17 protein-coding genes, 1 tRNA gene and 2 rRNA genes are annotated in these 26,431 nt (G+C 64.2%); 9 read left to right on the plus strand and 11 right to left on the minus strand.

Features of this window, described 5'->3' with window-relative positions:
- Positions 1 to 47: 47 nt before the first annotated feature.
- On the minus strand, positions 48 to 764 hold the full coding sequence (locus tag AC6JAM_RS04840) for an L-ribulose-5-phosphate 4-epimerase (RefSeq protein ID WP_488315067.1): 717 nt from the start codon (positions 762 to 764) through the stop codon (positions 48 to 50).
- Complete coding sequence (gene araB / locus AC6JAM_RS04845; RefSeq protein WP_156400198.1) at positions 761 to 2,515, minus strand: ribulokinase; 1,755 nt, start codon at positions 2,513 to 2,515, stop codon at positions 761 to 763. Before araB ends, AC6JAM_RS04840 begins: the two co-directional genes overlap by 4 nt.
- Positions 2,516 to 2,781: 266 nt before the next feature.
- Between araB and chvE the strand changes: the two genes are divergently transcribed.
- The 3 genes from chvE to mmsB all read left to right on the plus strand — a co-directional run bounded on the left by chvE (position 2,782) and on the right by mmsB (position 6,824).
- Positions 2,782 to 3,909, plus strand: a complete 1,128-nt coding sequence (gene chvE, locus AC6JAM_RS04850) for a multiple monosaccharide ABC transporter substrate-binding protein (RefSeq protein ID WP_142068633.1) — start codon at positions 2,782 to 2,784, stop codon at positions 3,907 to 3,909.
- A gap of 106 nt (positions 3,910 to 4,015) precedes the next feature.
- Entirely contained in the window at positions 4,016 to 5,545 is a 1,530-nt protein-coding gene (mmsA, locus tag AC6JAM_RS04855; protein ID WP_056391196.1) for a multiple monosaccharide ABC transporter ATP-binding protein, read from the plus strand.
- Positions 5,546 to 5,549: 4 nt separating this feature from the next.
- Positions 5,550 to 6,824, plus strand: a complete 1,275-nt coding sequence (gene mmsB, locus AC6JAM_RS04860) for a multiple monosaccharide ABC transporter permease (RefSeq protein ID WP_018772041.1) — start codon at positions 5,550 to 5,552, stop codon at positions 6,822 to 6,824.
- A gap of 77 nt (positions 6,825 to 6,901) precedes the next feature.
- Here mmsB and AC6JAM_RS04865 read toward each other — a convergent pair whose 3' ends face one another.
- The 5 genes from AC6JAM_RS04865 to AC6JAM_RS04885 form a co-directional block, all read right to left on the minus strand.
- A complete protein-coding gene (locus AC6JAM_RS04865) occupies positions 6,902 to 8,155 on the minus strand; it encodes an MFS transporter (RefSeq protein ID WP_056391193.1) in 1,254 nt (417 codons plus the stop codon).
- A gap of 39 nt (positions 8,156 to 8,194) precedes the next feature.
- Positions 8,195 to 10,375: an elongation factor G-like protein EF-G2 gene (locus tag AC6JAM_RS04870; protein ID WP_497934176.1), complete on the minus strand. Its 2,181-nt coding sequence runs from the start codon at positions 10,373 to 10,375 to the stop codon at positions 8,195 to 8,197.
- A gap of 85 nt (positions 10,376 to 10,460) precedes the next feature.
- Positions 10,461 to 10,886 carry a ChaB family protein gene (locus tag AC6JAM_RS04875; protein WP_134166099.1) on the minus strand — a complete coding sequence of 142 codons (426 nt, stop codon included), beginning with the start codon at positions 10,884 to 10,886 and terminating at the stop codon, positions 10,461 to 10,463.
- A 68-nt stretch (positions 10,887 to 10,954) separates the two neighbouring features.
- Positions 10,955 to 11,031 (minus strand) — tRNA-Thr (locus AC6JAM_RS04880).
- 149 nt (positions 11,032 to 11,180) lie between these two features.
- The gene (locus AC6JAM_RS04885) at positions 11,181 to 12,068 is read right to left on the minus strand and encodes a DsbA family protein (protein WP_497934177.1); all 888 of its coding nucleotides are present in this window, start codon (positions 12,066 to 12,068) and stop codon (positions 11,181 to 11,183) included.
- Between the two features lie 178 nt (positions 12,069 to 12,246).
- On the opposite strand from AC6JAM_RS04885, the gene otsA reads away from it, so the two are divergent.
- The 4 genes from otsA to AC6JAM_RS04905 all read left to right on the plus strand — a co-directional run bounded on the left by otsA (position 12,247) and on the right by AC6JAM_RS04905 (position 17,475).
- Positions 12,247 to 13,749: an alpha,alpha-trehalose-phosphate synthase (UDP-forming) gene (gene otsA, locus AC6JAM_RS04890; protein WP_497934178.1), complete on the plus strand. Its 1,503-nt coding sequence runs from the start codon at positions 12,247 to 12,249 to the stop codon at positions 13,747 to 13,749.
- Positions 13,739 to 14,572, plus strand: coding sequence for a trehalose-phosphatase (gene otsB / locus AC6JAM_RS04895; RefSeq protein WP_056391189.1), 834 nt, complete (start codon positions 13,739 to 13,741; stop codon positions 14,570 to 14,572). Before otsA ends, otsB begins: the two co-directional genes overlap by 11 nt.
- A gap of 218 nt (positions 14,573 to 14,790) precedes the next feature.
- Positions 14,791 to 15,873 (plus strand): ABC transporter ATP-binding protein, encoded by a 1,083-nt coding sequence (locus tag AC6JAM_RS04900; protein WP_018772048.1) that lies wholly within the window; start codon positions 14,791 to 14,793, stop codon positions 15,871 to 15,873.
- 183 nt (positions 15,874 to 16,056) lie between these two features.
- A complete protein-coding gene (locus tag AC6JAM_RS04905) occupies positions 16,057 to 17,475 on the plus strand; it encodes a DUF4032 domain-containing protein (protein ID WP_018772049.1) in 1,419 nt (472 codons plus the stop codon).
- A 3-nt stretch (positions 17,476 to 17,478) separates the two neighbouring features.
- Here AC6JAM_RS04905 and AC6JAM_RS04910 read toward each other — a convergent pair whose 3' ends face one another.
- Positions 17,479 to 18,849 (minus strand): FAD-binding oxidoreductase, encoded by a 1,371-nt coding sequence (locus AC6JAM_RS04910; RefSeq protein ID WP_497934179.1) that lies wholly within the window; start codon positions 18,847 to 18,849, stop codon positions 17,479 to 17,481.
- A gap of 177 nt (positions 18,850 to 19,026) precedes the next feature.
- On the opposite strand from AC6JAM_RS04910, the gene AC6JAM_RS04915 reads away from it, so the two are divergent.
- Together AC6JAM_RS04915 and AC6JAM_RS04920 are read left to right on the plus strand one after the other, a co-directional pair.
- A complete protein-coding gene (locus tag AC6JAM_RS04915; protein WP_497934180.1) occupies positions 19,027 to 20,760 on the plus strand; it encodes a glycoside hydrolase family 13 protein in 1,734 nt (577 codons plus the stop codon).
- Between the two features lie 2 nt (positions 20,761 to 20,762).
- The gene (locus AC6JAM_RS04920; RefSeq protein ID WP_056391180.1) at positions 20,763 to 21,848 is read left to right on the plus strand and encodes a LacI family DNA-binding transcriptional regulator; all 1,086 of its coding nucleotides are present in this window, start codon (positions 20,763 to 20,765) and stop codon (positions 21,846 to 21,848) included.
- On the opposite strand, the gene AC6JAM_RS04925 is transcribed toward AC6JAM_RS04920, so the two are convergent.
- From AC6JAM_RS04925 to AC6JAM_RS04935, 3 genes are all read right to left on the minus strand, one after another.
- Complete coding sequence (locus AC6JAM_RS04925; RefSeq protein WP_478222328.1) at positions 21,845 to 22,372, minus strand: SRPBCC family protein; 528 nt, start codon at positions 22,370 to 22,372, stop codon at positions 21,845 to 21,847. The genes AC6JAM_RS04920 and AC6JAM_RS04925 overlap by 4 nt on opposite strands.
- 131 nt (positions 22,373 to 22,503) lie before the next feature.
- A 5S ribosomal RNA gene (gene rrf / locus AC6JAM_RS04930) occupies positions 22,504 to 22,620 on the minus strand.
- Between the two features lie 172 nt (positions 22,621 to 22,792).
- Positions 22,793 to 25,921 (minus strand): 23S ribosomal RNA (locus tag AC6JAM_RS04935).
- Positions 25,922 to 26,431: the final 510 nt, after the last annotated feature.

Consider the following 26,431-nt stretch of genomic DNA (forward strand, 5'->3'; position numbering starts at 1 on the left):
TGGGAAGTTGTGTAATGACGGCGCCGTGGATTACTGGCCTGTGTTGTTTATTGGCCGTAGACGTTCTGGTAGCGGGCATAGAGGGAGTCGATGGAGCCCTGGTCGATGGGCAGCGGTTCGCCCAGCTGGCGGGAGATGTGGACGGTGCGGGCCACTTCCTCGCACATCACGGCGGCCTTCACCGCGGAGCGGGCGTCCTTGCCGATGGTGAAGGGGCCGTGGTTCTGCATCAGGACCGCCGGTGAATTGGAGTTCTTCAGCGTCTCCACGATCCCGTGGCCGATCGAGTCGTCCCCGATCAGCGCGAATGGGCCCACCGGGATGGAGCCGCCGAACTCATCGCCCATCATGGTCAGCACGCACGGAATGGCCTCCCCCCGGGCAGCCCAGGCAGTGGCGTAGGTGGAGTGGGTGTGCACCACGCCCCCCACCTCCGGCATGTGCCGGTACACGTAGGCGTGCGCTGCGGTGTCCGACGACGGCGACAGCGGCGGGTTGCCCCAGTCCACGGTCCCGCCGCCACCGACGTTGGTGCCCCTGACGGGCATGCCGTGCAGGTCCGTCACGATCATCTGCTCCGGGGTCAGGTCCTGGTAGGCGACCCCGGAGGGCTTGATAACCATGAGGTCGGTGCCCGGCACCCGGGCGGAAACGTTGCCTGCGGTCCACACCACCAGTTCGTAGCGCGTCAACTCAGCGTGCAGGGCGCACACGTCCTCCCGGATCCGGGCGATGGTTTCCAGGATCCCGGTGTCGGTGCTCATGCGGAGACCCCCACGGCAGGTTCGGCGGCGGAGCCGGGCAGGCTGGCCCGAGCGGCTTTGCGCTGGATGGCCTTGAGCCGGTGCATCACGTCATTGCCGCCGCGGCCAAAGTAGTCGTGCAGTGCCTTGTATTCCTGGAACAGTTCCTCGTACGCGGCAACGTTTTCCGGGATCGGCGTGTAGACCTCGCCGGGTTCGGCGCCCATGGCGGCGGCGGCTTCCCGGATGTCCGCGTATTCACCCGCGGCCACGGCGGCGTGGATGGCCGATCCCAGGGCCGGGCCCTGCTCCGAGCCGATAGTGGACAGCTGCAGGCCGGTGGCGTCCGCGTAGATCTGCATCAGCAGCCTGTTCTTGAGCAGGCCACCGGCCACGATGAATTCCCTGACCGGAACCCCGGCGTCGCGGAACGCGTCCACGATGGTGCGGGTTCCGAAGGCCGTGGCTTCCAGCAGGGCACGGTAGGTGTCCTCGGGCCGGGTGGCAAGGGTCTGGCCCACCACGATGCCGGACAGCTCGTGGTCCACCAGCACCGAGCGGTTGCCCGAGTGCCAGTCGAGCGCGATCAGGCCGTGCTCCCCGATGGCCTGCCGCGACGCCAGTCCGGTGAGGTACTCGTGGATTCCCAGCCCCGCGTCCCCGGCAGCCTCATGGTATTCGGGCGGGACGCCGTACCTGGTGAACCAGCCGAAGATGTCCCCCACACCGGACTGACCGGCCTCGTAACCCCACAGGCCGGGCACGATGCCGCCGTCCACTGCCCCGCACATTCCCGGCACTTCACGCAGTTCGCTGCCGTTCATCACATGGCAGGTGGAGGTGCCCATGATAGCCACCAGCTGGCCGGATTCCACGGCCTTGGCAGCAGGGGCAGTGACGTGGGCGTCAACGTTTCCCACGGCCACGGCGATGCCCTCCGGCAGCCCGGTCCAGGCTGCAGCCTCCGCCGTCAGGGTCCCTGCGGCGTCCCCCAGCCGCCCGATCGTGTGCTCCAGCTTGGAACTGACAAAGTCCTTGAAGTCCGGATTCAGGGCGGCCAGGAAATCCTCCGAGGGGTACCGCCCGTCCTGGTAGATGCCCTTGTAGCCGGCGGTGCAGGCGTTGCGGACGTAGCGGCCGCACAGCTGCCAGACGATCCAGTCGGCCGCCTCCACCCAGTGGTCCATTTCGGCGTAGGCCTCCGGGTCCTCTTCCAGCAGCTGCAGGCCTTTGGCGAATTCCCACTCGGACGAGATCAGGCCGCCGTACCGCGGAAGCCAGTCTTCGCCGCGTTCGGCCGCCAGCCGGTTGATCCGGTCGGCCTGCCCCTGGGCGGCGTGGTGGCGCCAGAGCTTCACGTAGGCATGCGGGCGGTTGGCATAGCCCGGCAATTCGTTCAGCGGCGTGCCATCGGCCTTCACGGGCACCATGGTGCAGGCGGTGAAGTCGGTGGCAATGCCGACGACGGCGGCCGGGTCGATCCCCGCGTCAGCCACCGCGGCAGGAACGGCGGTGCGCAGGACGTCCCGGTAGTCGTTGGGCACCTGAAGCGCCCATTCGCCGGGAAGCCGCGTGCCGTCGTCGCCCGCCACGTCACCGGGCAGGGAGCCGGTCACCACCGCATGGGGATATTCATGGACGGCGCTCCCAAGCTCCTTGCCGTCGCGGACCCGCACCACCACGGCGCGGCCGGACAGGGTCCCGAAGTCCACGCCGACCACGCAGTGGTCGTGGCGGGGGTCGGAGCTGGAAGTAAATAGCGCATCTGGCATGGGGTTGCCTCCATCCGGGAGGCAAGCGGCCTCATTACCGGTTTTGTAGGGTCAGGGTCGAGCTAAGTGCTGCAGCAAGTGTGAACGCTAACAAAGAAGAAGTCAACGCCATCGAAAGATTTCGGAGTTTCCGGGAGAAGGCTCTTGTTAGCGTTCACAAATCAGTCTATATTGAACCGACACATCAACCATGTGGCCAGGACCGGGAGCACCGTTGCTTCCCGGCCCAACAACACTTCGCGGCAATGCTGCCGCGGAAGGAGATTATGGTGAGAATCAAAAAACTCATGGGCGCGGTGGCCCTTGTCCTCGCCCTGACCGTGGGAGCCACCGGTTGCGGCTCCCGTGGCGGAACCAGCGAATCCAGCGGCGCAGCGAAGCCCAGCGACTCGCTGGTTGGCATCTCGATGCCAACCCAGACATCTGAACGGTGGATCGCCGACGGCGCCAATGTTGAGAAGTCCCTGAAAGACCTCGGCTACAAGACGGACCTCCAGTTCGCCAACGACGACATCCCCACGCAGGTCTCGCAGATCGAAAACATGCTGACCAAGGGCGCCAAGGCCCTGATCATCGCTGCCATCGACGGCACCACCCTGACCGACGTCCTGGCCAAGGCCAAGGAGCAGAACGTCAAGGTCATCGCCTACGACCGCCTTATCAACGGCACTCCGAACGTGGACTACTACACCACGTTCGACAACTACACCGTGGGCGTCCAGCAGGCCACCTCGCTGCTGACCGGCCTGGGGCTGGTCGACGCGAGCGGCAAGAAGGTGGACGGCAAGGGCCCCTTCAACATCGAACTTTTCGCCGGAAGCCCGGACGACAACAACGCCAACTTCTTCTGGACCGGCGCCATGGACACCCTCAAGCCCTACATGGATGCCGGCACCCTGAAGGTCCCCAGCGGCCAGACCAAGTTTGAGCAGGCCGCCATCCTTCGCTGGCAGGCACCCGTGGCGCAGAAGCGCATGGAGGACATCATCACCTCCGCCTACAGCTCGGGCACCAAGCTGAACGGCGTCCTTTCCCCGTACGACGGCCTGTCCATCGGCATCATCTCCGCCCTCACCAGCACCGGCGGCTACGCCAAGGGAAGCCTTCCGGTGGTCACCGGCCAGGACGCCGAAAAGGGCTCCGTGAAGTCCATCGTCGCGGGCGAGCAGTACTCCACCATCTTTAAGGACACCCGCCAGCTCGGCGCACAGGCCGTCAAGATGGTCGACGCCGTCCTCAAGGGCCAGGAACCTGAAACCAACGACACCAAGACCTACAACAACAAGGTCAAGGTTGTTCCGGCCTTCCTGCTGAAGTCCGTGATCATCACCAAGGACAACTACAAGAAGGAACTGATCGACTCGGGTTACTACACCGACGCCGACGTCAAGTAGTCAGCGTCCGGGGGCTGTGGCCGGACCTCCATCCGGCCGCAGCCCCGCCCGCAACCTCCTGCAGCAGCAGGACGGCCAAGCTTCGACCAGTCAGTGGGAATTGACGATGAACACACCCATTCTTCAAATGCGAGGAATCACCAAGACCTTCCCCGGCGTGAAAGCGCTGCAGGACGTCACCCTCGATGTGAACCGTGGAGAGGTCCACGCCATCTGCGGCGAAAACGGCGCCGGCAAATCAACGCTCATGAAAGTGTTGTCCGGCGTCTATCCACACAACAGCTTCGAAGGGGAAATCCTCTTCGAAAACGAACCCTGCAACTTCTCCAGCATCTCGGACAGCGAGAAGCGGGGCATCGTGATCATCCACCAGGAACTGGCGCTGAGCCCGTACCTCTCCATCGCTGAGAACATCTACCTTGGCAATGAACAGGCCACCAACGGATGGGTGGACTGGCGCAAGACCAACCTGGAGGCAGCAAAGCTGCTGGCCCGCGTGGGCCTCGACGAAAACCCCGTCACCCCCGTCCAGCACATCAGCGTGGGCAAGCAGCAACTCGTGGAGATCGCCAAGGCGCTGTCCAAGGAAGTGAAGCTGCTCATCCTGGACGAGCCCACGGCCGCCCTCAACGACGAGGATTCCGGCCACCTGCTGGACCTGATCCTCCATCTGAAGGGCCAGGGGGTCACCAGCATCATCATCAGCCACAAACTCAATGAAATCCGCAAGGTGGCCGACGCCGTCACCATCATCCGGGACGGCAAAACCATTGAGACCCTCCGGCTCGATGAAGGCCAGATCACCCAGGAACGCATCATCCGCGGCATGGTGGGCCGCGACCTGGAGAGCCTGTACCCGGACCGCGAGCCGAACATCGGTGAGGAAGTCCTCCGGATCGAGGACTGGTCCGTCCGGCATCCCCAGGACCACAGCCGCATGGTGGTCCGCAACGCCAACCTGCATGTCAGGAAGGGCGAGGTGGTGGGACTTGCCGGGCTGATGGGCGCCGGGCGCACCGAACTCGCCATGAGCGTCTTCGGCCGAACCTACGGCACCGCAATGTCCGGCAAGGTCTATAAGTACGGCGAGGAAATCAACACCTCCACCGTCTCCGACGCCATCCGCCACGGCATCGCCTACGCCACCGAGGACCGCAAGCACTACGGCCTGAACCTCATCGAGGACATCAAGCGCAACATCTCCCTTGCAGCGCTGCGCAAGCTCGCCAAACGCGGCTTCGTGGACAAGAACCAGGAGACCGTGGTGGCCAACGGCTACCGGAAGAGCATGAACATCAAAGCGCCCTCGGTGGCCGCCATCACCGGCAAGCTCTCCGGCGGCAACCAGCAGAAGGTGGTGCTCAGCAAATGGATGTTCTCCGACCCGGACGTGCTCATCCTCGATGAACCCACCCGCGGGATCGACGTCGGGGCAAAATTCGAGATCTACACGATCATCGCCAAACTGGCGGCCGAAGGAAAAGCCGTGATCGTCATTTCCTCGGAACTTCCCGAACTCCTGGGCATCTGCGACCGCATCTACACCCTCGCCGCCGGCCACATCACCGGCGAAGTCCCCATCGCCGAGGCCACCCAGGAGACCCTGATGCACTACATGACCAAAGAGAAGGAATAGCGAAATGTCCGCCTTACGAGAATCGCTCGGATTCCTCACCAGCCGCCTCCGCCAGGTTGGCATCTTCGTTGCCCTGATCCTGATCGTCCTGCTGTTCCAGGGGCTGACCGGCGGGATCCTGCTGGAACCGCAGAACGTCACCAACCTGGTGGTCCAGAACAGCTACATCCTCATCCTGGCCATCGGCATGGTGATGGTGATCATCGCCGGGCACATTGATCTTTCCGTCGGATCCGTTGCCGGGTTCATCGGCGCGGTGGCCGGCGTCATGATCGTGCACTGGGGCTGGCCGTGGTGGGCCGCAATCCCTGCCTGCCTGGTGGTGGGTGCCCTTGTGGGCGCCTGGCAGGGCTACTGGATCGCCTATGTGGGGATCCCGGCCTTCATCGTCACGCTGGCGGGCATGCTGATCTTCCGCGGACTCACGCTCATCACCCTCAAGAACCAGCAGATCACCCCCTTCCCCGCCGAACTGCGGGCCCTGGGCGGCGGTTTCCTTCCGGACATCTCCGGCGGCACCTCCGTCCTGGAATGGCTCACCGTCATCCTGGGTGTCGGCGCTACGGTGGCACTGCTGATCCAGGCCCTCAAGGAGCGCAGGATCCGCAGGAAGTTCGATCTCGAAAGCGAACCCCTGGTCTGGTTCGTCATCAAAACCGCCTTCACGGCGCTGCTCATGCTCATCATCACCTTCCTGCTGGCCTCCTACCGCGGCACGCCGATCGTCCTGGTGGTCCTGGCGGTCCTGGTGATCGCCTACACCGCCCTGATGAGCAACAGCGTCTTCGGGCGGCACACGTACGCCATCGGCGGCAACCTCCACGCCGCTGAACTGTCAGGCATCAAGACCAAGGCCGTCACGTTCCGGCTCTTCGTGAACATGGGCGTGCTCGCCGCACTGGCAGGCCTGGTCTTCACCGCGCGGCTCAACTCGGCGCAGCCCGCCGGTGGAACAGGCTTCGAACTGGACTCCATCGCCGCGGCCTTCATCGGCGGCGCCGCCGTTACCGGTGGCATCGGAACAGTCGCGGGAGCCATGATCGGTGGCCTGATCATGGGCGTGCTCAACAACGGCATGTCCATCCTGGGCCTGGGCACCGATTACCAGCAGCTCATCAAGGGCCTGGTACTCCTTGTCGCCGTCGGCTTCGACATCTTCAACAAGAACCGCAGCGGCGGCGGTGGTGACCTCGGCAAGCGGTTCAAGCTGAAGACTACGCCCCCGCCCGCCGAGGAAAAGCCGACGCCGGCGGCCAGCGAAACCGTGGGCGTCAAGTAGCGGCTACCGCGGCCGCGGCGCTGCTCCGTGCAGACCCGGGCCTTGGACGACGCGTCCGGGGCCCGGGTCTTTGCGGCTCAGGGCGCTGCCGCGAGCCCGGTAGCAACATCTGCCGGCGAGCGCCGGCGGCGGCTGAGGAGGATGAAGGGTGCCGCCAGCAGCTGCACCGCGCCGCCCAATGCGAGCGATGCCGGGTAGCCGTAGAGGTCTGCGGCCCTGCCGAGCGCCGGCTGCACCACCACTCCCCCACTGGACCCCATGAGCGAGGCGAAGCTCAGGACGGTTGCCCGCTGTTTCGAGCCGATCATGTCGTTCAGGTAGGCCTGGCGCACGGGGGTTCCGGCGGAAGCCACCACGGCCCAGAGTGCCAGGAGCACCAGTGCCAGCCAGAAGATGCTGGTGGCCAGGAGCACCACCAGGACCACCGAGCTGGTGATGGTTGAAATGATCAGGACGGTGGTGCGCCGGCGGACCAGTTTCCGGACCAGCGGAGCCAGCCAGCCGCCCAGGATGTCCGCGCCGGCAACAATGGCCGCTGCCAGGCCTGCGATGGCGTAGGCCCTGGGATCTCCGAAAAGCTGCAGCAGGTAAGGCTGGAGGGCATAGAAGACATAGAATCCCACGCCCTCGGTGAACGGCGCAGCCAGCATCATGTACCTCACCGGCGGGTTCCGCAGGCCGCCGTCCAGCGAGGCGCGCAGGACAGCCCGCGTGGCCTGCACCGGGTGGGCCGAACGCTCCGGGGTGAAGCCGACGTCGTGCATGAGCAGGAAGGCCACCGCGAACATTGCCACCAGCACCGCGACGCGCAGCAGGAACGGCACGCCCAGGTTCGTTGCCTGCGCGATGACGCCGCCGGCCACTGACCCTGCCAGCATGGCGATCCCGGAAACCATCTGGCCGCGGCCCAGGACCGCTTCCAGGCCGCCGTCGTAACCGGAGAAGTGCAGGGCGTCCACCAGCCAGGCTTCCACTGCCCCCGAAAAGAAGGTGAAGCCAAGCCCCAGCAGCGCCGACACCCCGGCCCACCACCAGAACGGTGCGGACAACTGCCACAGCAGGTAATAGAGGTAGGTGGATCCTGCCAGGGTTACGGTGCCCAGCAGGAAGGAGGTCCGGCGCCCCCAGCTGTCCGCGACTACCCCGGTGGGAACCTCGAAAAGCACCATCCCGGCAGTGAAGAAGGCGTTTGCAGCGAAGGCTTCCAGGTTGGTCAGCCCGGCGTCGAGCAGGAACAGCGTATTGATGCCCCAAATGAACGACGCCGCAAGGGTGTTGCCCAACGTCAGCGTCAGGTATACGGTCTGGATCTTTCGTGCTGCGGCGTTCACCGGCGGCCGTTCCCTGTATCTGTTCCTGCCATGGCGGGCTCAGGATGGGCTGTAATTCGGGGGTACGGGGTCATGGCGCAGGTACTGGCGGCGGAAGCGCCCGGTGCCGGCGGTCAGCGCCCGCAGTTCCACCGCATACCGCAGGAGTTCCTGGTCCGGGACTTCGGCGCTGATCTCCGTGAGGCCCTCACCGGAAGAGGTGGTGCCGGTGAGGCGTCCCCGCCGGCCGGACAAATCACTCATCACTGTGCCCACATGTTCATCGGCGACCGTGATGGAGACGGATGACACCGGCTCCAGCAGCTGGATCCTTCCTGCTGCCGCGGCCTCCCGGAGCGCCAGCGCCCCGGCCGCCTGGAACGCCGCATCCGACGAATCCACGCTGTGGGCCTTGCCGCCCACCAGGGTGACCCGCAGGTCAACTACGGGAAAGCCCGCGGCGACGCCCTTGTCCATTTGGGCCCGGACGCCCTTCTCAATGGACGGGATGAACGTTCCCGGGATCACGCCGCCCACCGTCTTGTCCACGAACTCGAACCCCGCGCCGCGCTCCAGCGGTTCCACCTCGATGTCGCACACGGCGTACTGGCCGTGTCCGCCGGACTGCTTGACATGGCGGCCGTGGCCGGAGGCGGCTGTGGCAAAGGTTTCCCGCAGCGGCGTCACCACGTCCACGGTGTGCAGTTTCACTCCCTGTTCGCGCAGCCTGTCCAAGACCACCTCCGCGTGCGCTTCGCCCATGCACCAGAGGACCAGCTGATGCGTTTCGGCGTTCCGGTCCACCCGCAAGGTGGGGTCTCCCGCCGCTATCCGGCCCAGGCTGCGGGCCAGCGCGTCCTCGTCGCTGCGGGAATCGGCTTCCACGGCAACCGGCAGCAGCGGCTCAGGCATTTCCCACGTGGCGAGCAACAGCGGGCTTTCCCGGGCGGAAATGGTGTCGCCGGTTTCGGCGCTGCCCAGCTTCGCCAGGGCACACATGTCCCCCGCCACGCAAAAGGGGACGGGGCGAAGGGTGGCACCCAGCGGTGAGTAGATATGGGTCACCCGTTCATCGGTGTCATGGTCCTGGTGACCCCGGTCGGCCAGGCCGTGGCCGCCCACGTGGACCGGCGAGTCTTCCCGGAGTGTGCCGCTGAACACCCGCACCAGGCAGATGCGGCCCAGGAAGGGATCGTTGGAGGTGCGCACCACCTCGGCGGCGAGGGGGCCGGACGGATCGCAGGACAGGCTTCCGGCCGGTTCCCCCGCGAGGTCGGTGGTGTCCGGCAGGCTGCGCTCCCCTGGCGGCGGAAAGGCGCGGACCAGCAGGTCCAGCAGTTCGGCGGTCCCCAGCCCGGTGACGGCGGACGTGGGCAGCACGGGAAAGAACGAGCCACGTGCGACGGCGGTTTCCAGGTCTGCTGCGAGCACTCCGGTGTCGATGTCCTCGCCTTCCAGGTAGCGGTCCATCAGCGTTTCGTCTTCGCTTTCGGCGATGATGCCCTCGATGAGTGCGCCCCGGGCAGGCCCGGCAGCCGCGAGTTCATCCGGCGTGGCGGCCCGGACTTCAGGGGTTGCCTCGCCGGAGGAGTAGTCCGTTACCTCCCGGGACAGCAGGCCCAGGAGGGACAGCGGCCCGGCGGCCTCCTCTGCTGAGGGCAATGGGACACACAGCGGCAGCACGCCGTCGCCGAACGCTTTGCGGCAGGCGGCCAGGGCGCCGTCGTAATCTGCCCGCGGGTGGTCCAGCCGGGTGATCACGACGGCGCGTGGCAGCAGCATGTGCGCGCACTCGCCCCACAGGGCGGTGGTGGTGGCGTCGATTCCGTCCACGGCCGACACTATGAAGAGGGCAGCATCGGAGGCGCGCAGCCCCGCCCGCAGCTCACCAATGAAGTCGGGGTAGCCCGGTGTATCCAGGAGGTTCACTTTTGTCTCGTCCACCATCAGGGGCACCAGGGACAGGGTGACGGAGCGCTGCTGGTGAACCGCGGCGGGGTCCGAGTCGCTGACCGTGGATCCGTCGGCGATGGAGCCTTTGCGCGTGATCATGCCGTTGGCTGCCAGCAGCGCCTCGATCAGCATTGTTTTCCCGGCGCCCGAGTGACCCACCAGGGCCACGTTCCGGATCCGCGCCGGGTCCTGGGCCGCGATGCCGGTGGCTTGGTCGGCGCGCTTTGACTCAGGCCCGTTCCTGCCGCCTCCCGCCCGCGCTGACTCCTTGGTGCTCTTCACCGACATTGGAACCTCCTGGCATCATCGCCGACCCGACCTGACGTGTCCCTCTGATTCGACACCTTGGACGGCAGGACGGCAAGAGCACAGGCTATTTGCTGCGGGCTTTGCGGGTGGCGGCGTCGTTGGCCTTCTGGATGGCCTTGACCAATTCACCCTTGTCCATCTTCGAGCGGCCTTTGACGTCCAGTTCCCTGGCCAGTTTGTAGAGGTGGTCCTTGGACGCATTGGCGTTGACTCCGCCCGCGGTGGGTTCGGAGGAGCGGATGCCCTGTTCTGCGCGCTTGTCCGACGGGCCCCTTTTTTCCTTGGGCTCCCAGTGGTCGCCCACCTTCTCGTAGCTGTGCTTCAGGGATGCGTATGCTGCGCGGGCCGCCCGCTGCTCATCCTGGTCGTACGACTCAAGGGCGGAATCATAGGTCTTGGCGAATGTGTCCTGCGCCTTTTGCTCAGAACGCTGCAGGGTGGAAGGAAGTTCTTCCTTGCGGGCATGATCGTTCTTGCCGGTCTTGGGCATGGCACCCATCCTCCTTTAGTCAGCACGCTGATTATGTGGATGGATCCAGCTTAAACCCGGAGGTTGAATGGAGCCCCCTGTCGGATTCGAACCGACGACCCCCGCTTTACAAGAGCGGTGCTCTGGCCAACTGAGCTAAGGAGGCGCGCCCCTGCGGGCGTGCACCGTGAAGGCGCTAGATAAGGTTAGCCCAACTCCCGCCGGGCGTAAAAACGCCGGACTACCGGCGGTGAATGCGGCAGGGGCCCGCCCCGGAAACGGTCCGGAGCGGGCCCCTGCCCTGGCTGGGAATCCTTAGCCCTTGGCGGCGATGGCTGCCTGCAGGAAGTCCGGGAACGGCGTCTGCGCGCTGTCGCCCTTGCCCCACTGCTTGCCGTCCACGAACACGGTGGGCGTACCGGTGACGCCGATGGCCGCGGCCTCCTTCGTGGCGAACTTCACGAACGGGCGGTAGGTCTTGTCATCGACGCAGGAACCGATGTTGACACCCATGTCGGACGCCATCTTCTTCAAATCACTGTCGGAAAGGCCTGCGCTTCCTTCCGCCGGCTGCTTGGCGAACAATGCGTTGACGAAATCGGAGTACTTCTCCGGGGATTCGTTGACCACGCACGCTGCTGCGTTGGCGGCCCGGGATGAGTAGTTGGTGGTGGACCGGCTGTCCAGGAATCCGAGGGCCCGGTACTCAACGGTGATCTTGCCTTCGTTGCGCAGCGACGTGAGCTGGTCGTTGTACTGGGTCTCGAAGTTCTTGCAGATGGGGCAGATGAAGTCGATGTAGAGGACCACCTTGACCGGCTTGCCTGCCTCCGCTTCGGCGCCGGGAGCCACTACCTCGGCGGGCGCCGTCTTCGGCGCTTCCCCCAGGGAGGCGGCATCGACCGTGGCCGGTTCCGACTTGGCCACATCCGTATTGGCCAGCAAAGTGACGCCGCCATGCACGTTGGCGTTGGCAGGCGTGGGGCCCTGGTCCGCTATGGGGGCGTTCTGCTTGAGGCTGTTCGTCACCACCAGCGCCACCACCACCAGGATGGCCACCACTGCCGCCACGATGCCCCAGCCGATAAGCAGCTTGTTGCGCTTGTCCTTCTTCAGCTGCTCTTCCCTGATCAGGCGCGCCTTTTCCCGCGCCTCCGCGGTTCGCTCAGCCTTGGACTTACGTACTTCGTTTGCGGGGCTCATGAGTTCCTTGGGTCGGTCGACGTAGGGGGACCACTTCGTGGCACTCCAACATTTTAGGGGAGAAAGCTGAGCGCTTGCGGTTTCAACCATTCCACCGGCTTGACCAACGGACGAATAGCCCCGATGATTCCGTCCGGCTAGGGTGGCTAAGAGGCACAAGCAACCCCAGGGGGCAGCAATGCAAACACCCGTCCAGGAAAAACCCGCCGGCAAAGCAACGGCGTGCAGCTCCGGTCCCAGCCATGCCGGCCATACGAAGTACGACTTCATGGTGGTCTCCAACAGGCTGCCTGTTGACCGGGTCGCGGCAGGGGATGCCGGTGATGACGAGTCTGGCTGGCGCCGCTCCCCCGGGGGACTGGTGACCGCCCTGGCCCCCATGATGACCAAGACAGACGGCGCCTGGGTCGGATGGCACGGCGCGCCGGACGAGACTGTCAAACCCTTCAGCCACGGCGGCATGGACCTCGTCCCGGTCCAGCTCAGCAACGACGACGTGGAGCTGTACTACGAGGGGTTTTCCAACGCCACCCTCTGGCCGCTCTACCATGACGTCATTGCCCCGCCGGAGTTCCACCGCACCTGGTGGGACGCCTACCGAAGGGTCAACCGCAGGTTCGCCGACGCCGTCGTACAGCATGCGGACCAAGGCGCCACCGTGTGGGTGCAGGATTACCAGCTCCAACTGGTGCCCCGCATGCTGCGCGAGGCGCGGCCGGACCTGCGCATCGGATTCTTCAACCACATCCCGTTTCCTCCGCCGGAGATCTTTGCCCAGCTGCCGTGGCGCCAGGCCATCATCGACGGACTCCTCGGCGCAGACCTGGTGGGTTTCCAGCGGCCCAGCGATGCCGGAAACTTCATGCGCTCCGCACGCCGTTTCCTCGGTGCCAGCGTTAAGCAGCAGCAGGTCCACGTAAAGGGCCAGGACGGGCAGGTCACACACATTGCCCGGGCACAGGCCTTCCCCATCTCCATCGACGTCAAGCACATCAGCGAGTTAGCCGCCAGGCCGGACATCATTGAGCGCGCCCGCCAGATCCGCCAGGATCTGGGGAACCCGAAGACCATCCTGCTCGGCGTCGACCGACTGGATTACACCAAGGGCATCAGGCACCGGCTTAAAGCCTTCGAGGAGCTCCTGGCAGACGGCAAGCTCTCGGTTGGAGACGCCACCCTGATCCAGGTGGCCAGCCCCAGCCGCGAACGCGTCGAGCAGTACCGGCTCCTGCGTGAGGAGGTGGAGGGCACGGTGGGCCACATCAACGGCACCTACGACACCATCGAGAACACCGCCGTCCGCTACCTGCACCACAGCTACCCCGTGGAGGAGATGGTGGCGCTGTACCTTGCCGCCGACGTCATGCTGGTCACGGCCCTTCGGGACGGCATGAACCTGGTCGCCAAGGAATACGTCACGGCGCGCACCAACAACGACGGCGCGCTGGTCCTCAGTGAGTTCGCCGGCGCAGCCGACCAGCTCAAGCAGGCACTGCTGATGAACCCGCACGACATCGACGGCCTCAAGAGCGCCATCATGCGTGCCGTGGAGATGCAGCCGCGGGAGTCCGGCCGCAGGATGCGGGCCATGCGGAAGCAAATCCTCGAACACGACGTGGACCACTGGTCCGCCGACTTCCTGAACGCACTGAACGAGAAGGTGGTCCGCGATGACTCCTGACGGCCACACCAAGGCAGCGCTGGCACTCACCCCAGAACTGCGGGAAGCGCTGCACCGGATCGCCGGGACCGGGCACCTGCTGGTGGCCATGGACTTTGACGGGACCATGGCCCCGATCGTGGGCCGTGCCCAGGATGCGCGGCCGCTTCCACGCTCAGCCGCGGCGCTCGCGGGGCTCGCCGTGCTTCCACGCACGACGACGGCACTCATCTCCGGGCGCGCCCTCGCCAGCCTGCGGGAGGTGGCGTCTCCGCCCGTGGACACCCTGCTGATTGGCAGCCATGGGGCCGAAGCCTGGCTTGGGCCGGGCTCCACGGAACTGACGCTGGACGACGGCCAGAAGACCCTCCTTGAAGAGGTGCGCGCCGAGTTGGCGGCTATCGTCGCGGAGGCGCCTGGCACGTCCCTGGAATACAAGCCCGCCGGCGTCGTCCTGCACACCCGACTGGCTGCGGATGACGTGGCCGAGGACGCGGTGTCAGCAGCCCGGTCGGTGCTCCAGGAGCGAAAGGGCGTCTTCCTCAAGGAGGGCAAGCGCGTCCTGGAGACCTCCGTGGTCAATGCCTCCAAGGGCGAAGGCGTCAGCTTCCTGCGGCAGGCCACCGGGGCCACTGCCGTGCTGTTCGCCGGTGATGACGTGACGGACGAGGACGCTTTCGGCCGGCTTGAACCAGGCGACGTAGGGGTCAAGGTTGGCCTCGATTTCACCCAGGCCCAATACCGGGTGGAGGCGCCTGTCCATATCGCGGAGCTGCTGGAAGCCCTGCTCCAGGAGCGGAGCATCGCCGTCGCCGAGGAAGACCCCCAGGCCGCTTCCGGATAGCCCGTGGCAGGAAGCACATGTGACATCCGTAACATTTGCGGTAAAAGAAGCAACTTCTGGCATACTCTTGGGTGTGATGTGGCGCACAACAACCGTGCGGCGTCACGTGGTGCTCCGCGCAAAGCCGCGGAGCATTTTGTGGGAACACAACTGAATAAACATGAACCATTCACAACGGATCGTCCGGCACGTACCTGCCGGTGAAGGGATTGATAACTGTGGCTACAGTTACTTTTGATAACGCTACGCGTCTGTACCCGGGCACAGATAAGCCCGCCGTCGATAAGCTCAACATCGACATCGCCGATGGCGAATTCCTGGTCCTCGTTGGACCCTCCGGCTGCGGCAAGTCCACCTCCCTGCGCATGCTCGCAGGCCTGGAGGACGTCAACGCAGGCCGCATCCTGATCGGTGACCGTGACGTCACCGATGTTCCGCCGAAGGACCGCGACATCGCGATGGTTTTCCAGAACTACGCGTTGTACCCGCACATGACTGTGGCCGACAACATGGGCTTCGCCCTGAAGATCGCCGGCGTCTCCAAGGAAGAGCGCGCCGAGCGCGTCCGCGAAGCCGCAAAGCTCCTTGACCTTGAGCAGTACCTGGACCGCAAGCCGAAGGCACTCTCCGGCGGCCAGCGCCAGCGTGTTGCCATGGGCCGCGCAATCGTCCGTAACCCCCAGGTCTTCCTCATGGATGAGCCGCTGTCCAACCTGGACGCCAAGCTCCGTGTCCAGACCCGCACCCAGATCGCATCCCTGACCCGCCGCCTGGGCGTCACCACCGTCTACGTCACGCACGACCAGGTCGAGGCCATGACCATGGGCGACCGCGTCGCCGTGCTGAAGGACGGCCTGCTGCAGCAGGTGGACACCCCCCGCAACCTCTACGACCGGCCCAAGAACGTGTTCGTTGCAGGCTTCATCGGCTCCCCCGCCATGAACCTGCTGGAACTTCCCGTCGTCGACGGCGGCGTCCAGTTCGGCGGCACCGTCTACCCCGTGCCGCGCGACGTCCTCGAAGAGGCACACGGCTCCACGGTTACGCTGGGCAGCCGTCCCGAGGACCTGGAAACCGCTCCGCACGGCGAAGGCCTGAAGGTTGAGGTGGATGTCGTTGAAGAGCTCGGCGCCGACGCCTACGTCTACGGCCACACCACGCTGGACGGCAAGGACCACGACATCGTGGCCCGTGTCGATGGCCGCCGCCCCCCGATGAAGGGCGAGGTCATCTACGTCCGTCCGCAGTCCGGCCATGTGCACCTCTTCGACACGAAGACCGGCCTGCGCCTGGGCGACTAAACTCCCCACCGGCACCCTAACCTCGCTTCGCTTCGGTCAGGGAACCCTGCCGGCGTGGGCCCACCCACGCGCGTTACTGACGGCGGTCCGCACCTTTTCGCAACGGTGCGGGCCGCCGTCGGCCTTTAACCATGGCCGCCCAGGATTTACCGTCCCTGCCCTGAGTACGGAAGAATTGAGCCCATGACCGAGGAACACAGCGCCCAGTGGCATGACGAACCCACAGACTATGCCCAGGTGGGTAAGCTCCCGCGGTTCGTGGCCGCCAGCGCCGACGAGAACAAGGCCGCTTCGGTAGCCTCCTCGCTGAGCATCACCGCCGCAGCGGCGGATCCGGAGCTGCTGGACCTGCCCTGGCACATCGCCCTCGAGGAGTGGCCGGCGCAGTACCTGGCCGCACTCCCCCGGGGCATCTCCCGGCACATCGTGCGCTTCGCCCACCTTGGCGGCTCGGTGATTGCCATCAAGGAAACCTCCGAGCATGTGGCCCGGCACGAGTACCACATGCTGCGCAAGCTGGCCCGGCTGGACGTCCCCTGCGTGGAGCCCGTGGCCGTGATCACCGGCCGCACCACCCCTGACGGACGCCCGCTCAACCCCGTCCTGGTGACCCGGCACCTGAAATTCTCCATGCCGTACCGCGCACTGTTTTCGCAGATGCTGCGCAAGGACACCCTGACCCGCCTCATCGACGCCCAGGCGCTGCTCATGGTGCGGCTGCACCTGATCGGGTTCTACTGGGGCGACGTCTCGCTGTCCAACACCCTGTTCCGCCGCGACGCCGGCGCGTTTGCCGCCTACCTGGTGGACGCCGAAACCGGTGAGCTCTACCCCGACCTCTCCACCGGCCAGCGCGAATACGACCTTGAGATCGCCAGGGTGAACATCGCCGGCGAGCTGATGGACCTCCTGGATGGCGGTCTCATCGAGGAAAAGGTGGACCCCGTGGCCACCAGTGAGCTGATCATGGACAGCTACCGGCGGCTGTGGGCCGAGCTGACGGAGAAGGAATCCTTTGAGCTGGGCGAACGCTGGCGGGTGAGCGCCCGCATCCGGCGCCTGAACGAACTCGGCTTCGACGTCGAGGAATACGCCATAAAGACCACCCAGAACGGCTCCACCATCCAGCTCCAGCCCAAGGTGGTGGACGCGGGGCACCACCAGCGGCGGCTGCTGCGGCTTACCGGCCTGGACGCCCAGGAGAACCAGGCCCGCCGCCTCCTCAATGACATGGACTCCTTCCGGGCGGACAACAACCCGGACATGGATGAGGAATACAGCGCCCACCTGTGGGTCAGCCAGATCTTCGAACCGATCGTGCGCGCCATTCCCCGGGACCTGTCCGGCAAACTGGAGCACGCCGAGGTGGTCCACGAGGTCCTGGAGCACCGGTGGTACATGTCCGAGAAGCAGGAGCGCCACATTCCGCTGGCGGAAGCTGTCCAGTCCTACATCGACTCGATCCTCCGGCACCGCCGGGACGAGGCCGCGATCATGCTGAACCCTGATACCGAGCTGCTGAAAATCCTTGAGGTGGAGACCGAGGAGTCCCGTTACGGCGAAGACGAATCGGTGGACGAATACCCGGATTCGGACGACTGAGTCCTAGATCGCCTTACCGGGGTTGAGGATCCCCGCGGGATCGAACAGGTCCTTGATCCTGCGCTGGAGCTCCCGCACCGGTTCCGGCTGCTCCTGTCCCAGCCACCGGAGCTTGTACTGCCCTACTCCGTGCTCACCGGTGATGGTGCCGCCCATCGCCAGCGCCGCGGTGATGGACTCGTCCAGTGCCGCCTGCAGCCGCTGCATGGCTGCGGAGTCCACGTTTGCCCCCTGCCGGTCGATCCAAAATGTGGGGTGCAGGTTGCCGTCACCCGCGTGGGCCACCACCTTGAGGTGTACCTGCTGCCTGGCGGCCATGGCTTCGAGTTCCGCGACGTAGTCCACCAACCGGGAGCGGGGAACGGCCACGTCCTCGCCTACACGGTACTCGTCGTCCACCTCCGTCCCCCTGCTGTGCCGGCGGAGTTCCACCAGGCGCTCCGCCTCGACGCTTGCCTCAGTAGTCACCGTTGCCCCGCCGGCGCGGAGGACCTGGCGCACAACCTCCGCTTCCGCGGCGGCGCCAAACCCGTCGGTCTGGACCAGCAGGAGTGATTTTCCGCGGGCGGTGAGGTCGGAGCCGTGGATGTCGTCGAGCTGGGCCAGGGTACCGCCGTCGAGCAGTTCCATGATTGCCGGCTGGACGCGTGCCTTGCCTACGGCAAGGACGCCTGCGGCAGCCATCCTGAAGTCCGGGTAGAAGGCGGCCACGGTGTGGACTTCCCGTGGCAGGTACTTCAGGCGCACGGTGATTCCGACGACGACGCCCAGGGTTCCTTCGGATCCCACGAAGAGGCCCGTCAGGTCATAGCCCGCCACGCCTTTGAAGGTTTGGTGGCCTGTGTGGATGAGGGACCCGTCGGCCAGGACCACATCCAGTGCCAGGACCGAATCCCTGGTGACCCCGTACTTGGCGCAGCGCAGGCCGCCGGCATTGGTGGCCACGTTCCCGCCGATGGTGGAGCTTCGGAAACTGGCCGGATCGGGGGCATACATGAGGCCGTGCGCTGCTGCGGCTTCGTTGAGGACCGCGTTCACCACGCCGGGCTCCACCATGGCTGTCTCATCGTCTGGGTTCAGGGCGAGGATCCGGTTCATCCGCTCCAGCGAAAGGATGATGCAGTTCCTGGTGGCATGGGCACCACCGGAAACGCCTGTACCCGCACCCCGGGGGACAATGGCCACTCCGCTGCCGGCGCAGGTTTTCACCACCGCCTGCACGTCGGCCACTGATTCGGCGAACACCACCGCCAGGGGAAGCTGGAAATCGATGACGGGGGCCTGGTCGATGGCGTACCGCCGGAGCGAGACCTCGCTGACATCCAGCTGTCCCGGCGCCAGGATGGCCTCCAGCTCGTCAACGATGCTTCCCACAAAGCCTCCACCCGTCGTCGGACATGTCTACCCAGTCTAGGGCGTGCGACGCTCCGGTCTTCTGGATATGCCGGCGTGCAATCGCTTCCAGTTGTTGGACTGCAGAGCCTCGAAAGTTCGTGCAGAATTAGGCGAAACATATATGGAAGCGTTTTCATTTATCGCCCGTCCGCCGCTATGCTGGCTTTCATGTCTGTCGATACTGTGACCCAGGACACCTCAGCTGCCACTGGCCCCCTGACGCTCATCCACGCTGCCGATACCGCTCCCGGCTGGTGGCGCTCTGCCGTGATCTATCAGGTCTACCCCCGGTCATTCCGGGACCTGAACGGTGACGGCGTGGGAGACCTCGCGGGAATTACCGAGGAACTGCCGCATCTGGCGGACCTGGGTGTCGACGCTGTTTGGCTGTCACCCTTTTACCGTTCCCCCCAGCGTGACGCCGGATACGACGTCAGCGACTACTGCGACGTTGACCCGATCTTTGGCACACTCGCCGACTTCGACGTCATGATGGCCGAATCCCACCGCCTGGGCCTGCGGGTCATCGTGGACCTGGTGCCCAACCACTGTTCGGACCAGCATCCGGCGTTCCAGGCAGCCCGTGCGGCACCGGCCGGTAGCCCCGAACGGGACATGTTCATCTTCCGTGACGGCACCGGGCCTGACGGAGAGGAGCCACCGAACAACTGGCAGTCACACTTTGGCGGATCTGCCTGGACACGGGTAACAGACGCCGACGGCCGGCCGGGCCAGTGGTACCTGCACCTCTTTGACTCCTCCCAGCCGGACTTCAACTGGGACAACCCCGCCGTCCACGCCGAGTTCGAGCGCGTGCTGCGTTTCTGGTTGGACCGCGGCGTGTCCGGTTTCCGGGTGGACGTAGCCCATGCCCTGGTCAAGGCCCCGGGCCTGCCCGCCTGGGGCGGCCGGGCCGATGGCGGCAACAGCGACGGGTACCCCGGCCACGAGGCACCCATGTTCGGGCAACCCGGCGTCCACGACATCTACCGCAACTGGCGGCTGATCCTGGACGAGTACGGCCCGGACCGGATCCTCTGCGCCGAGGCAAGCGTGGACCTTCACCGGCTGGCCCACTGGGTCAGGCCCGACGAGATGCACCAGGCGTTCAATTTCCCCTACCTCCATGCGGGCCTGGACGTCTACCGGCTGCGCTCGGTCATCACCGATTCCCTGACCGTCCTTGACGGCGTCGGCGCCCCGAGCACATGGGTGCTGTCCAACCACGATGTGGTCCGCCATGCCAGCCGGTTTGGCTACAACGGCCATGGCCCACGGCACGGCGACGGCATCGGGGCGGCCGATCCCCAGCCGGATGAGGAACTCGGCCGGCAGCGCGCAGCTGCTGCCTCGCTGTTCATGCTGGGACTGCCCGGTGCCGCCTACCTCTACCAGGGCGAGGAGCTGGGGCTGCCGGACGGCATCGACATCCCCAGCCACCTGCGCCAGGACCCCACGTTCGCCCGGACCGGCGGGCAGCGGCTTGGCCGTGACGGCTGCCGGGTGCCGCTGCCCTGGCGTGCCGGAGAACAACACCTGGGCTTCGGTTCGGGAAATGAACCATGGCTGCCCATTCCCGCTTCCTTTGGCGGGTTGGCGAGGGACCTGCAGGCGGAATCGCCGTCGTCGCACCTGTCCCTCTACCGCGACGCCCTGGCACGCCGCCGCGACCTGGACCTGGGCCGGGGATCCCTGTCCTGGGCCGAGGACTGGTGCACCGGGTCCTCGCTGGGCTACCTCAACGGCACTACGCTGGTGGTTATGAACCTGAACCACGAGCCGCTGGAGATACCTGCGGGCCGCGTCCTTATCCGCAGTACCACGTCCGGCACGGAAGGACTGCTGGCTTCGGGCGAAACCGCCTGGATCCGCATCACAGCAGCAGGCTGACCATGGCGGGCATCAAAGAAGTTGCCAGCCGGGCCGGCCTGTCCGTGGCCACCGTCTCCAGGGCGCTGAGCGGCAAGTCCAACGTCTCCTCCAGGAGCCGCCGCCTTGCGCAGGAGGCGGCACGGGAACTCGGGTTCGTCCCCTCTTACCACGCCTCCAGCCTCGCCTCCGGGCGGAACCACAACATCGGCCTGGTGGTGCCCAACGTCCAGCGCTGGTATTTCTCTTCGGTCCTGGAGGGCGTTTCGGAAGCCCTCCTGGACGCCGGCTACGACCTGACGCTGTACAACGTGGGAGAGCAGCCGGAGCACCGCAGCAGCATTTTGAACGACTTCCTGCTGCGGAAACGCCTGGACGCCGTCATTGCGGTGGCGCTGGTACTCAGCGAGGAAGAGATCGGCCAGCTGCTCGCCGTGCACCGTCCGATTGTGGGCATCGGCGGGGCGCTGCGGGGCGCCTCGACCATAAGGATCGACGACGAAGGCCTGGCCATGATGGCCACCCGGCACCTGATCGGGCTGGGCCATACCCGGATCGCGCATGTTACCGGGGATGCGGCCTTGAACCGCGACTTCAACCTTCCGCAGCTGCGCCAGAAGGGCTTTGCAGCGGCTATGGCAGCAGCCGGGCTGACGGTGCGGCAAGAGTGGCAGGCCACGGCCGACTTCACCATCCAGGGCGCGTACGCGGCGGGCCGCCGGCTCCTGGGCACCTCCGCTGACCGCCCCACCGCAGTCTTCGCCGCGTCCGACGAGATGGCCGTGGGCATCATGCTCGCCGCCCGGGACTTCGGCCTTCAGGTCCCACAGGACCTTTCCGTCGTGGGGATTGACGGGCACGAACTTGCAGAGACCTTTGGGCTGACCACCATCAGCCAGGATCCACGCGGACAGGGAAGGCTGGCGGCTGCCACGGCTTTGGCCCTGCTGGACAATGCGGGTGGAAGTTCCGAGGGCGCAGGTTCCGACGGCGGAGGTTCCGACGGCGGCCTGGCGGCGGATGGAGCGCGGGACCAGGAATACCCTACGGAGTTTGTGATCCGGAACAGCACCGCCGTGCCGCCGGACAAGGCCGCGGGGCGGGGCTAGGCCACGCCTCCAGGCGAGCTGTCCTCTGCGGCGTCCCCGGCGCCCATGAACCGCGCATACTTGTCCAGGATCCGGGGCCACGCCTCCGCGTACTCTTGACGCGCGGCGGCAGGATCCTCGGCGCCTTCCCACCCTTCATGGAAGACCCGGACTTCAGTTCCGCCGCCGAGGGCGCGGAACGCCACCAGGAGCTCGGTGGACCACAGCGCCGTAGTGCCGGGATGCCAGGTGGCATGGAAGGACAGGGGCGGCTGCCAGTCATCAAGGGTTCCCCAGATACTGGTGCGGCCGTCATCGGCTGTTTCGAGGATGAGGTTCTCTTCAAACTCCACGTAGGAGCCGGCACCATAGACACCGTGCTGCTCAAGGGGCCACCAGAGGTGGGTGTGCTCCGTGAAACCAACGAAAGCCCGGGCCACGGGACCGGGCACGACTACGGTGTTGACCACCGGTTCCAGCGGCTCAATTGCCCGCTGTCCGGCTTCTTCGAAAGGGTCCTGCGGGTGGCTGAAGATGCTGCTCATGAGGGACTACTCTACCCCCGGGCAGCGGTGCCCGGGGGTAGAGTCCGCCCGGAGGCAGGGCATCCTCTTTGTGCTGTTCGGTTAAAGCAGCAGGGCCCTGACATTCCTTGTCAGGGCCCTGCTTAATGTCTGTCCGGCGGTGACCTACTCTCCCACACCCTCCCGGGTGCAGTACCATCGGCGCTGTGGGTCTTAGCTTCCGGGTTCGGAATGGGACCGGGCGTTTCCCCCACGCTATGACCGCCGTAACCCTTGTACCCGCCCGCCCGGTGTTTTTTTCGGGGGTGGGAAGTTTGGTGGTTACAACATTGTGGTGTTGTTATTCAGTTGTGGTGGTTCCGTGCCGTGACAACCCGTGTGTTGGGGGGTTGTTGGTTGGGAACCACATAGTGGACGCAAGCAGAGTTTGTATGTATCTGTGTGGTGTAAGTTGTTGGCCTATTAGTACCGGTCAGCTTCACGAGTCGTTAGTCCTCGCTTCCACATCCGGCCTATCAACCCAGTGGTCTGGCTGGGGGCCTCTCACACCCGAGGGTGTATGGAAATCTCATCTCGAAGCGAGCTTCCCGCTTAGATGCTTTCAGCGGTTATCCCATCCGAACGTAGCTAATCAGCGGTGCACTTGGCAGTACAACTGACACACCAGAGGTTCGTCCGTCCCGGTCCTCTCGTACTAAGGACAGCCCTTCTCAAATTTCCTGCGCGCGCAGCGGATAGGGACCGAACTGTCTCACGACGTTCTAAACCCAGCTCGCGTACCGCTTTAATGGGCGAACAGCCCAACCCTTGGGACCTACTCCAGCCCCAGGATGCGACGAGCCGACATCGAGGTGCCAAACCATGCCGTCGATATGGACTCTTGGGCAAGATCAGCCTGTTATCCCCGAGGTACCTTTTATCCGTTGAGCGACGGCCATTCCACAATGTACCGCCGGATCACTAGTCCCGACTTTCGTCCCTGCTCGAGATGTCTCTCTCACAGTCAAGCTCCCTTGTGCACTTACACTCGACACCTGATTGCCAACCAGGCTGAGGGAACCTTTGGGCGCCTCCGTTACTTTTTAGGAGGCAACCGCCCCAGTTAAACTACCCATCAGGCACTGTCCCTGACCCGGATTACGGGCCGAAGTTAGATGTCCAAAGTGACCAGAGTGGTATTTCAACGATGACTCCACCCGAACTGGCGTCCGGGCTTCAACGTCTCCCACCTATCCTACACAAGCCACTCCGAACACCAATACCAAACTATAGTAAAGGTCTCGGGGTCTTTCCGTCCTGCTGCGCGTAACGAGCATCTTTACTCGTACTGCAATTTCGCCGAGTTTATGGTTGAGACAGCGGGGAAGTCGTTACTCCATTCGTGCAGGTCGGAACTTACCCGACAAGGAATTTCGCTACCTTAGGATGGTTATAGTTACCACCGCCGTTTACTGGGGCTTAAATTCTCAGCTTCGCCTTGCGGCTAACCGGTCCTCTTAACCTTCCAGCACCGGGCAGGAGTCAGTCCGTATACATCGTCTTGCGACTTCGCACGGACCTGTGTTTTTAGTAAACAGTCGCTTCCCCCTGGTCTCTGCGGCCCCGATCCCCTCCACACCGCAAGGGTGTATCAAGGTTGGGGCCCCCCTTCTCCCGAAGTTACGGGGGCATTTTGCCGAGTTCCTTAACCATAATTCTCTCGATCGCCTTGGTATTCTCTACCTGATCACCTGTGTCGGTTTGGGGTACGGGCGGCTAAAACCTCGCGTCGATGCTTTTCTCGGCAGCATAGGATCACCAAATCCCCCCAAACGGGGGTCCCATCAGATCTCAGGCACCATGAGTGGCGGATTTGCCTACCACTCGCCCTACATCCTTAGACCGGGACAACCATCGCCCGGCTCGGCTACCTTCCTGCGTCACACCTGTTAATACGCTTGCCTCCCGGGATCAGGTCCTGCGCTCCACCAAAACCCTCACACCACAAGGGCGCTCGGGCAGGCTTCGGGCAGTTAGTATCCCCCGCTCAGCATGGGCGGTTTTTCGCCGGTACGGGAATATCAACCCGTTGTCCATCGACTACGCCTGTCGGCCTCGCCTTAGGTCCCGACTTACCCAGGGCAGATTAGCTTGACCCTGGAACCCTTGATCATTCGGCGGACGGGTTTCTCACCCGTCTTTCGCTACTCATGCCTGCATTCTCACTCGTGTAGGCTCCACCGCTGGTTTACACCGCGACTTCACCGCCCACACGACGCTCCCCTACCCATCCACACGCCTGAACCACAAGGGCTTAGCTAAAATGTGAATGCCACAACTTCGGCGGTGTACTTGAGCCCCGCTACATTGTCGGCGCGGAATCACTTGACCAGTGAGCTATTACGCACTCTTTTAAGGGTGGCTGCTTCTAAGCCAACCTCCTGGTTGTCTGGGCAACTCCACATCCTTTCCCACTTAGCACACGCTTAGGGGCCTTAGTTGGTGGTCTGGGCTGTTTCCCTCTCGACTATGAAGCTTATCCCCCACAGTCTCACTGCTGCGCTCTCACTTACCGGCATTCGGAGTTTGGCTGACGTCAGTAACCTTGTAGGGCCCATTAGCCATCCAGTAGCTCTACCTCCAGCAAGAAACACGCAACGCTGCACCTAAATGCATTTCGGGGAGAACCAGCTATCACGAAGTTTGATTGGCCTTTCACCCCTACCCACAGCTCATCCCCTCCATTTTCAACTGAAGTGGGTTCGGTCCTCCACGACGTCTTACCGTCGCTTCAACCTGGCCATGGGTAGATCACTTCGCTTCGGGTCTAGATCACGCCACTCACACGCCCTATTCAGACTCGCTTTCGCTACGGCTGCCCCACACGGGTTAACCTCGCGACGTAACACTAACTCGCAGGCTCATTCTTCAAAAGGCACGCCGTCACCAGAATCAGACTGGCTCCGACGGATTGTAAGCACACGGTTTCAGGTACTGTTTCACTCCCCTCCCGGGGTACTTTTCACCTTTCCCTCACGGTACTGGTCCGCTATCGGTCATTAGGGAGTATTTAGGCTTATCAGGTGGTCCTGACAGATTCGCACGGGATTTCTCGGGCCCCGTACTACTTGGGATACTCTCACAGGCGGTACAAACACATTACGGTTACGGGACTAACACCCTCTCTGGCCGGCCTTTCAAAACCGTTCACCTATGCGCGCACATCACACCCCACCAGCCCGGCAGAACTGGTATGGAAAGTCCCACAACCCCGACCATGCAACGCCCGCCGGCTATCACACATGGAACGGTTTAGCCTGATCCGCGTTCGCTCGCCACTACTAACGGAATCACTATTGTTTTCTCTTCCTGCGGGTACTGAGATGTTTCACTTCCCCGCGTTCCCCCCACGCACCCTATGTGTTCAGGTACGGGTCACCGAGTCACTCGCGCGCTCGGCGGGGTTTCCCCATTCGGACACCCTGGGATCACAGTCCGGTTATCGACTCCCCCAGGCTTATCGCAGATTCCTACGTCCTTCTTCGGCTCCTAATGCCAAGGCATCCACCGTGTGCTCTTAAAAACTTGACCACAAAGATCAAAAACATTTCTCGAGAGAACCACAGAAACCAACCACACCCCAACACCCAAAGGGCATCAACAGCGCAGCCAGATCCAGGTTCATTAATCTTGGAAATTGCTTCTTATACAAGATGCTCGCGTCCACTATGTAGTTCTCAAACAACAACCCCACACCACACACCCCACACACCCACAACAGGCGCACGGAACGTCACGGCAGGGAAACCAGAAACAAACAAACCCGACAAGGAACCACCACGACCAAAGCCGCAGCAACCCCTCCCCGGTCCTGTTGCCTCAGGACCCAACAGTGTGCCAAACACTAAACCACGCATCCCCGCGCCCACCGTTCCAGAACCATCACTGGCTCGTACTAGACAAGACAAAAAAACACGCAGCCGCTATTTGTTGATATTCCACCCATGAGCACCCGCCACGGAACAATCGTCCATGCTGCGGGCTTGCTTCCTGACAACCCCCCACACCGGCATTCACCAGCACAGAAGAGTTGGAGGTGCT

This window comes from Arthrobacter sp. GmRoot5-12, from assembly GCF_059739365.1.

Coding starts and splice junctions, on each gene's coding strand:
- AC6JAM_RS04915 (WP_497934180.1), top strand. CDS start 19,027: ATGCTGGCTTTCATGTCTGTCGATACTGTGACCCAGGACACCTCAGCT.
- AC6JAM_RS04925 (WP_478222328.1), bottom strand. CDS start 22,372: ATGAGCAGCATCTTCAGCCACCCGCAGGACCCTTTCGAAGAAGCCGGA.
- AC6JAM_RS04870 (WP_497934176.1), bottom strand. CDS start 10,375: ATGTCGGTGAAGAGCACCAAGGAGTCAGCGCGGGCGGGAGGCGGCAGG.
- mmsA (WP_056391196.1), top strand. CDS start 4,016: ATGAACACACCCATTCTTCAAATGCGAGGAATCACCAAGACCTTCCCC.
- AC6JAM_RS04920 (WP_056391180.1), top strand. CDS start 20,763: ATGGCGGGCATCAAAGAAGTTGCCAGCCGGGCCGGCCTGTCCGTGGCC.
- AC6JAM_RS04905 (WP_018772049.1), top strand. CDS start 16,057: ATGACCGAGGAACACAGCGCCCAGTGGCATGACGAACCCACAGACTAT.
- AC6JAM_RS04840 (WP_488315067.1), bottom strand. CDS start 764: ATGAGCACCGACACCGGGATCCTGGAAACCATCGCCCGGATCCGGGAG.
- chvE (WP_142068633.1), top strand. CDS start 2,782: ATGGTGAGAATCAAAAAACTCATGGGCGCGGTGGCCCTTGTCCTCGCC.
- araB (WP_156400198.1), bottom strand. CDS start 2,515: ATGCCAGATGCGCTATTTACTTCCAGCTCCGACCCCCGCCACGACCAC.
- mmsB (WP_018772041.1), top strand. CDS start 5,550: ATGTCCGCCTTACGAGAATCGCTCGGATTCCTCACCAGCCGCCTCCGC.
- AC6JAM_RS04885 (WP_497934177.1), bottom strand. CDS start 12,068: ATGAGCCCCGCAAACGAAGTACGTAAGTCCAAGGCTGAGCGAACCGCG.
- AC6JAM_RS04875 (WP_134166099.1), bottom strand. CDS start 10,886: ATGCCCAAGACCGGCAAGAACGATCATGCCCGCAAGGAAGAACTTCCT.
- otsA (WP_497934178.1), top strand. CDS start 12,247: ATGCAAACACCCGTCCAGGAAAAACCCGCCGGCAAAGCAACGGCGTGC.
- otsB (WP_056391189.1), top strand. CDS start 13,739: ATGACTCCTGACGGCCACACCAAGGCAGCGCTGGCACTCACCCCAGAA.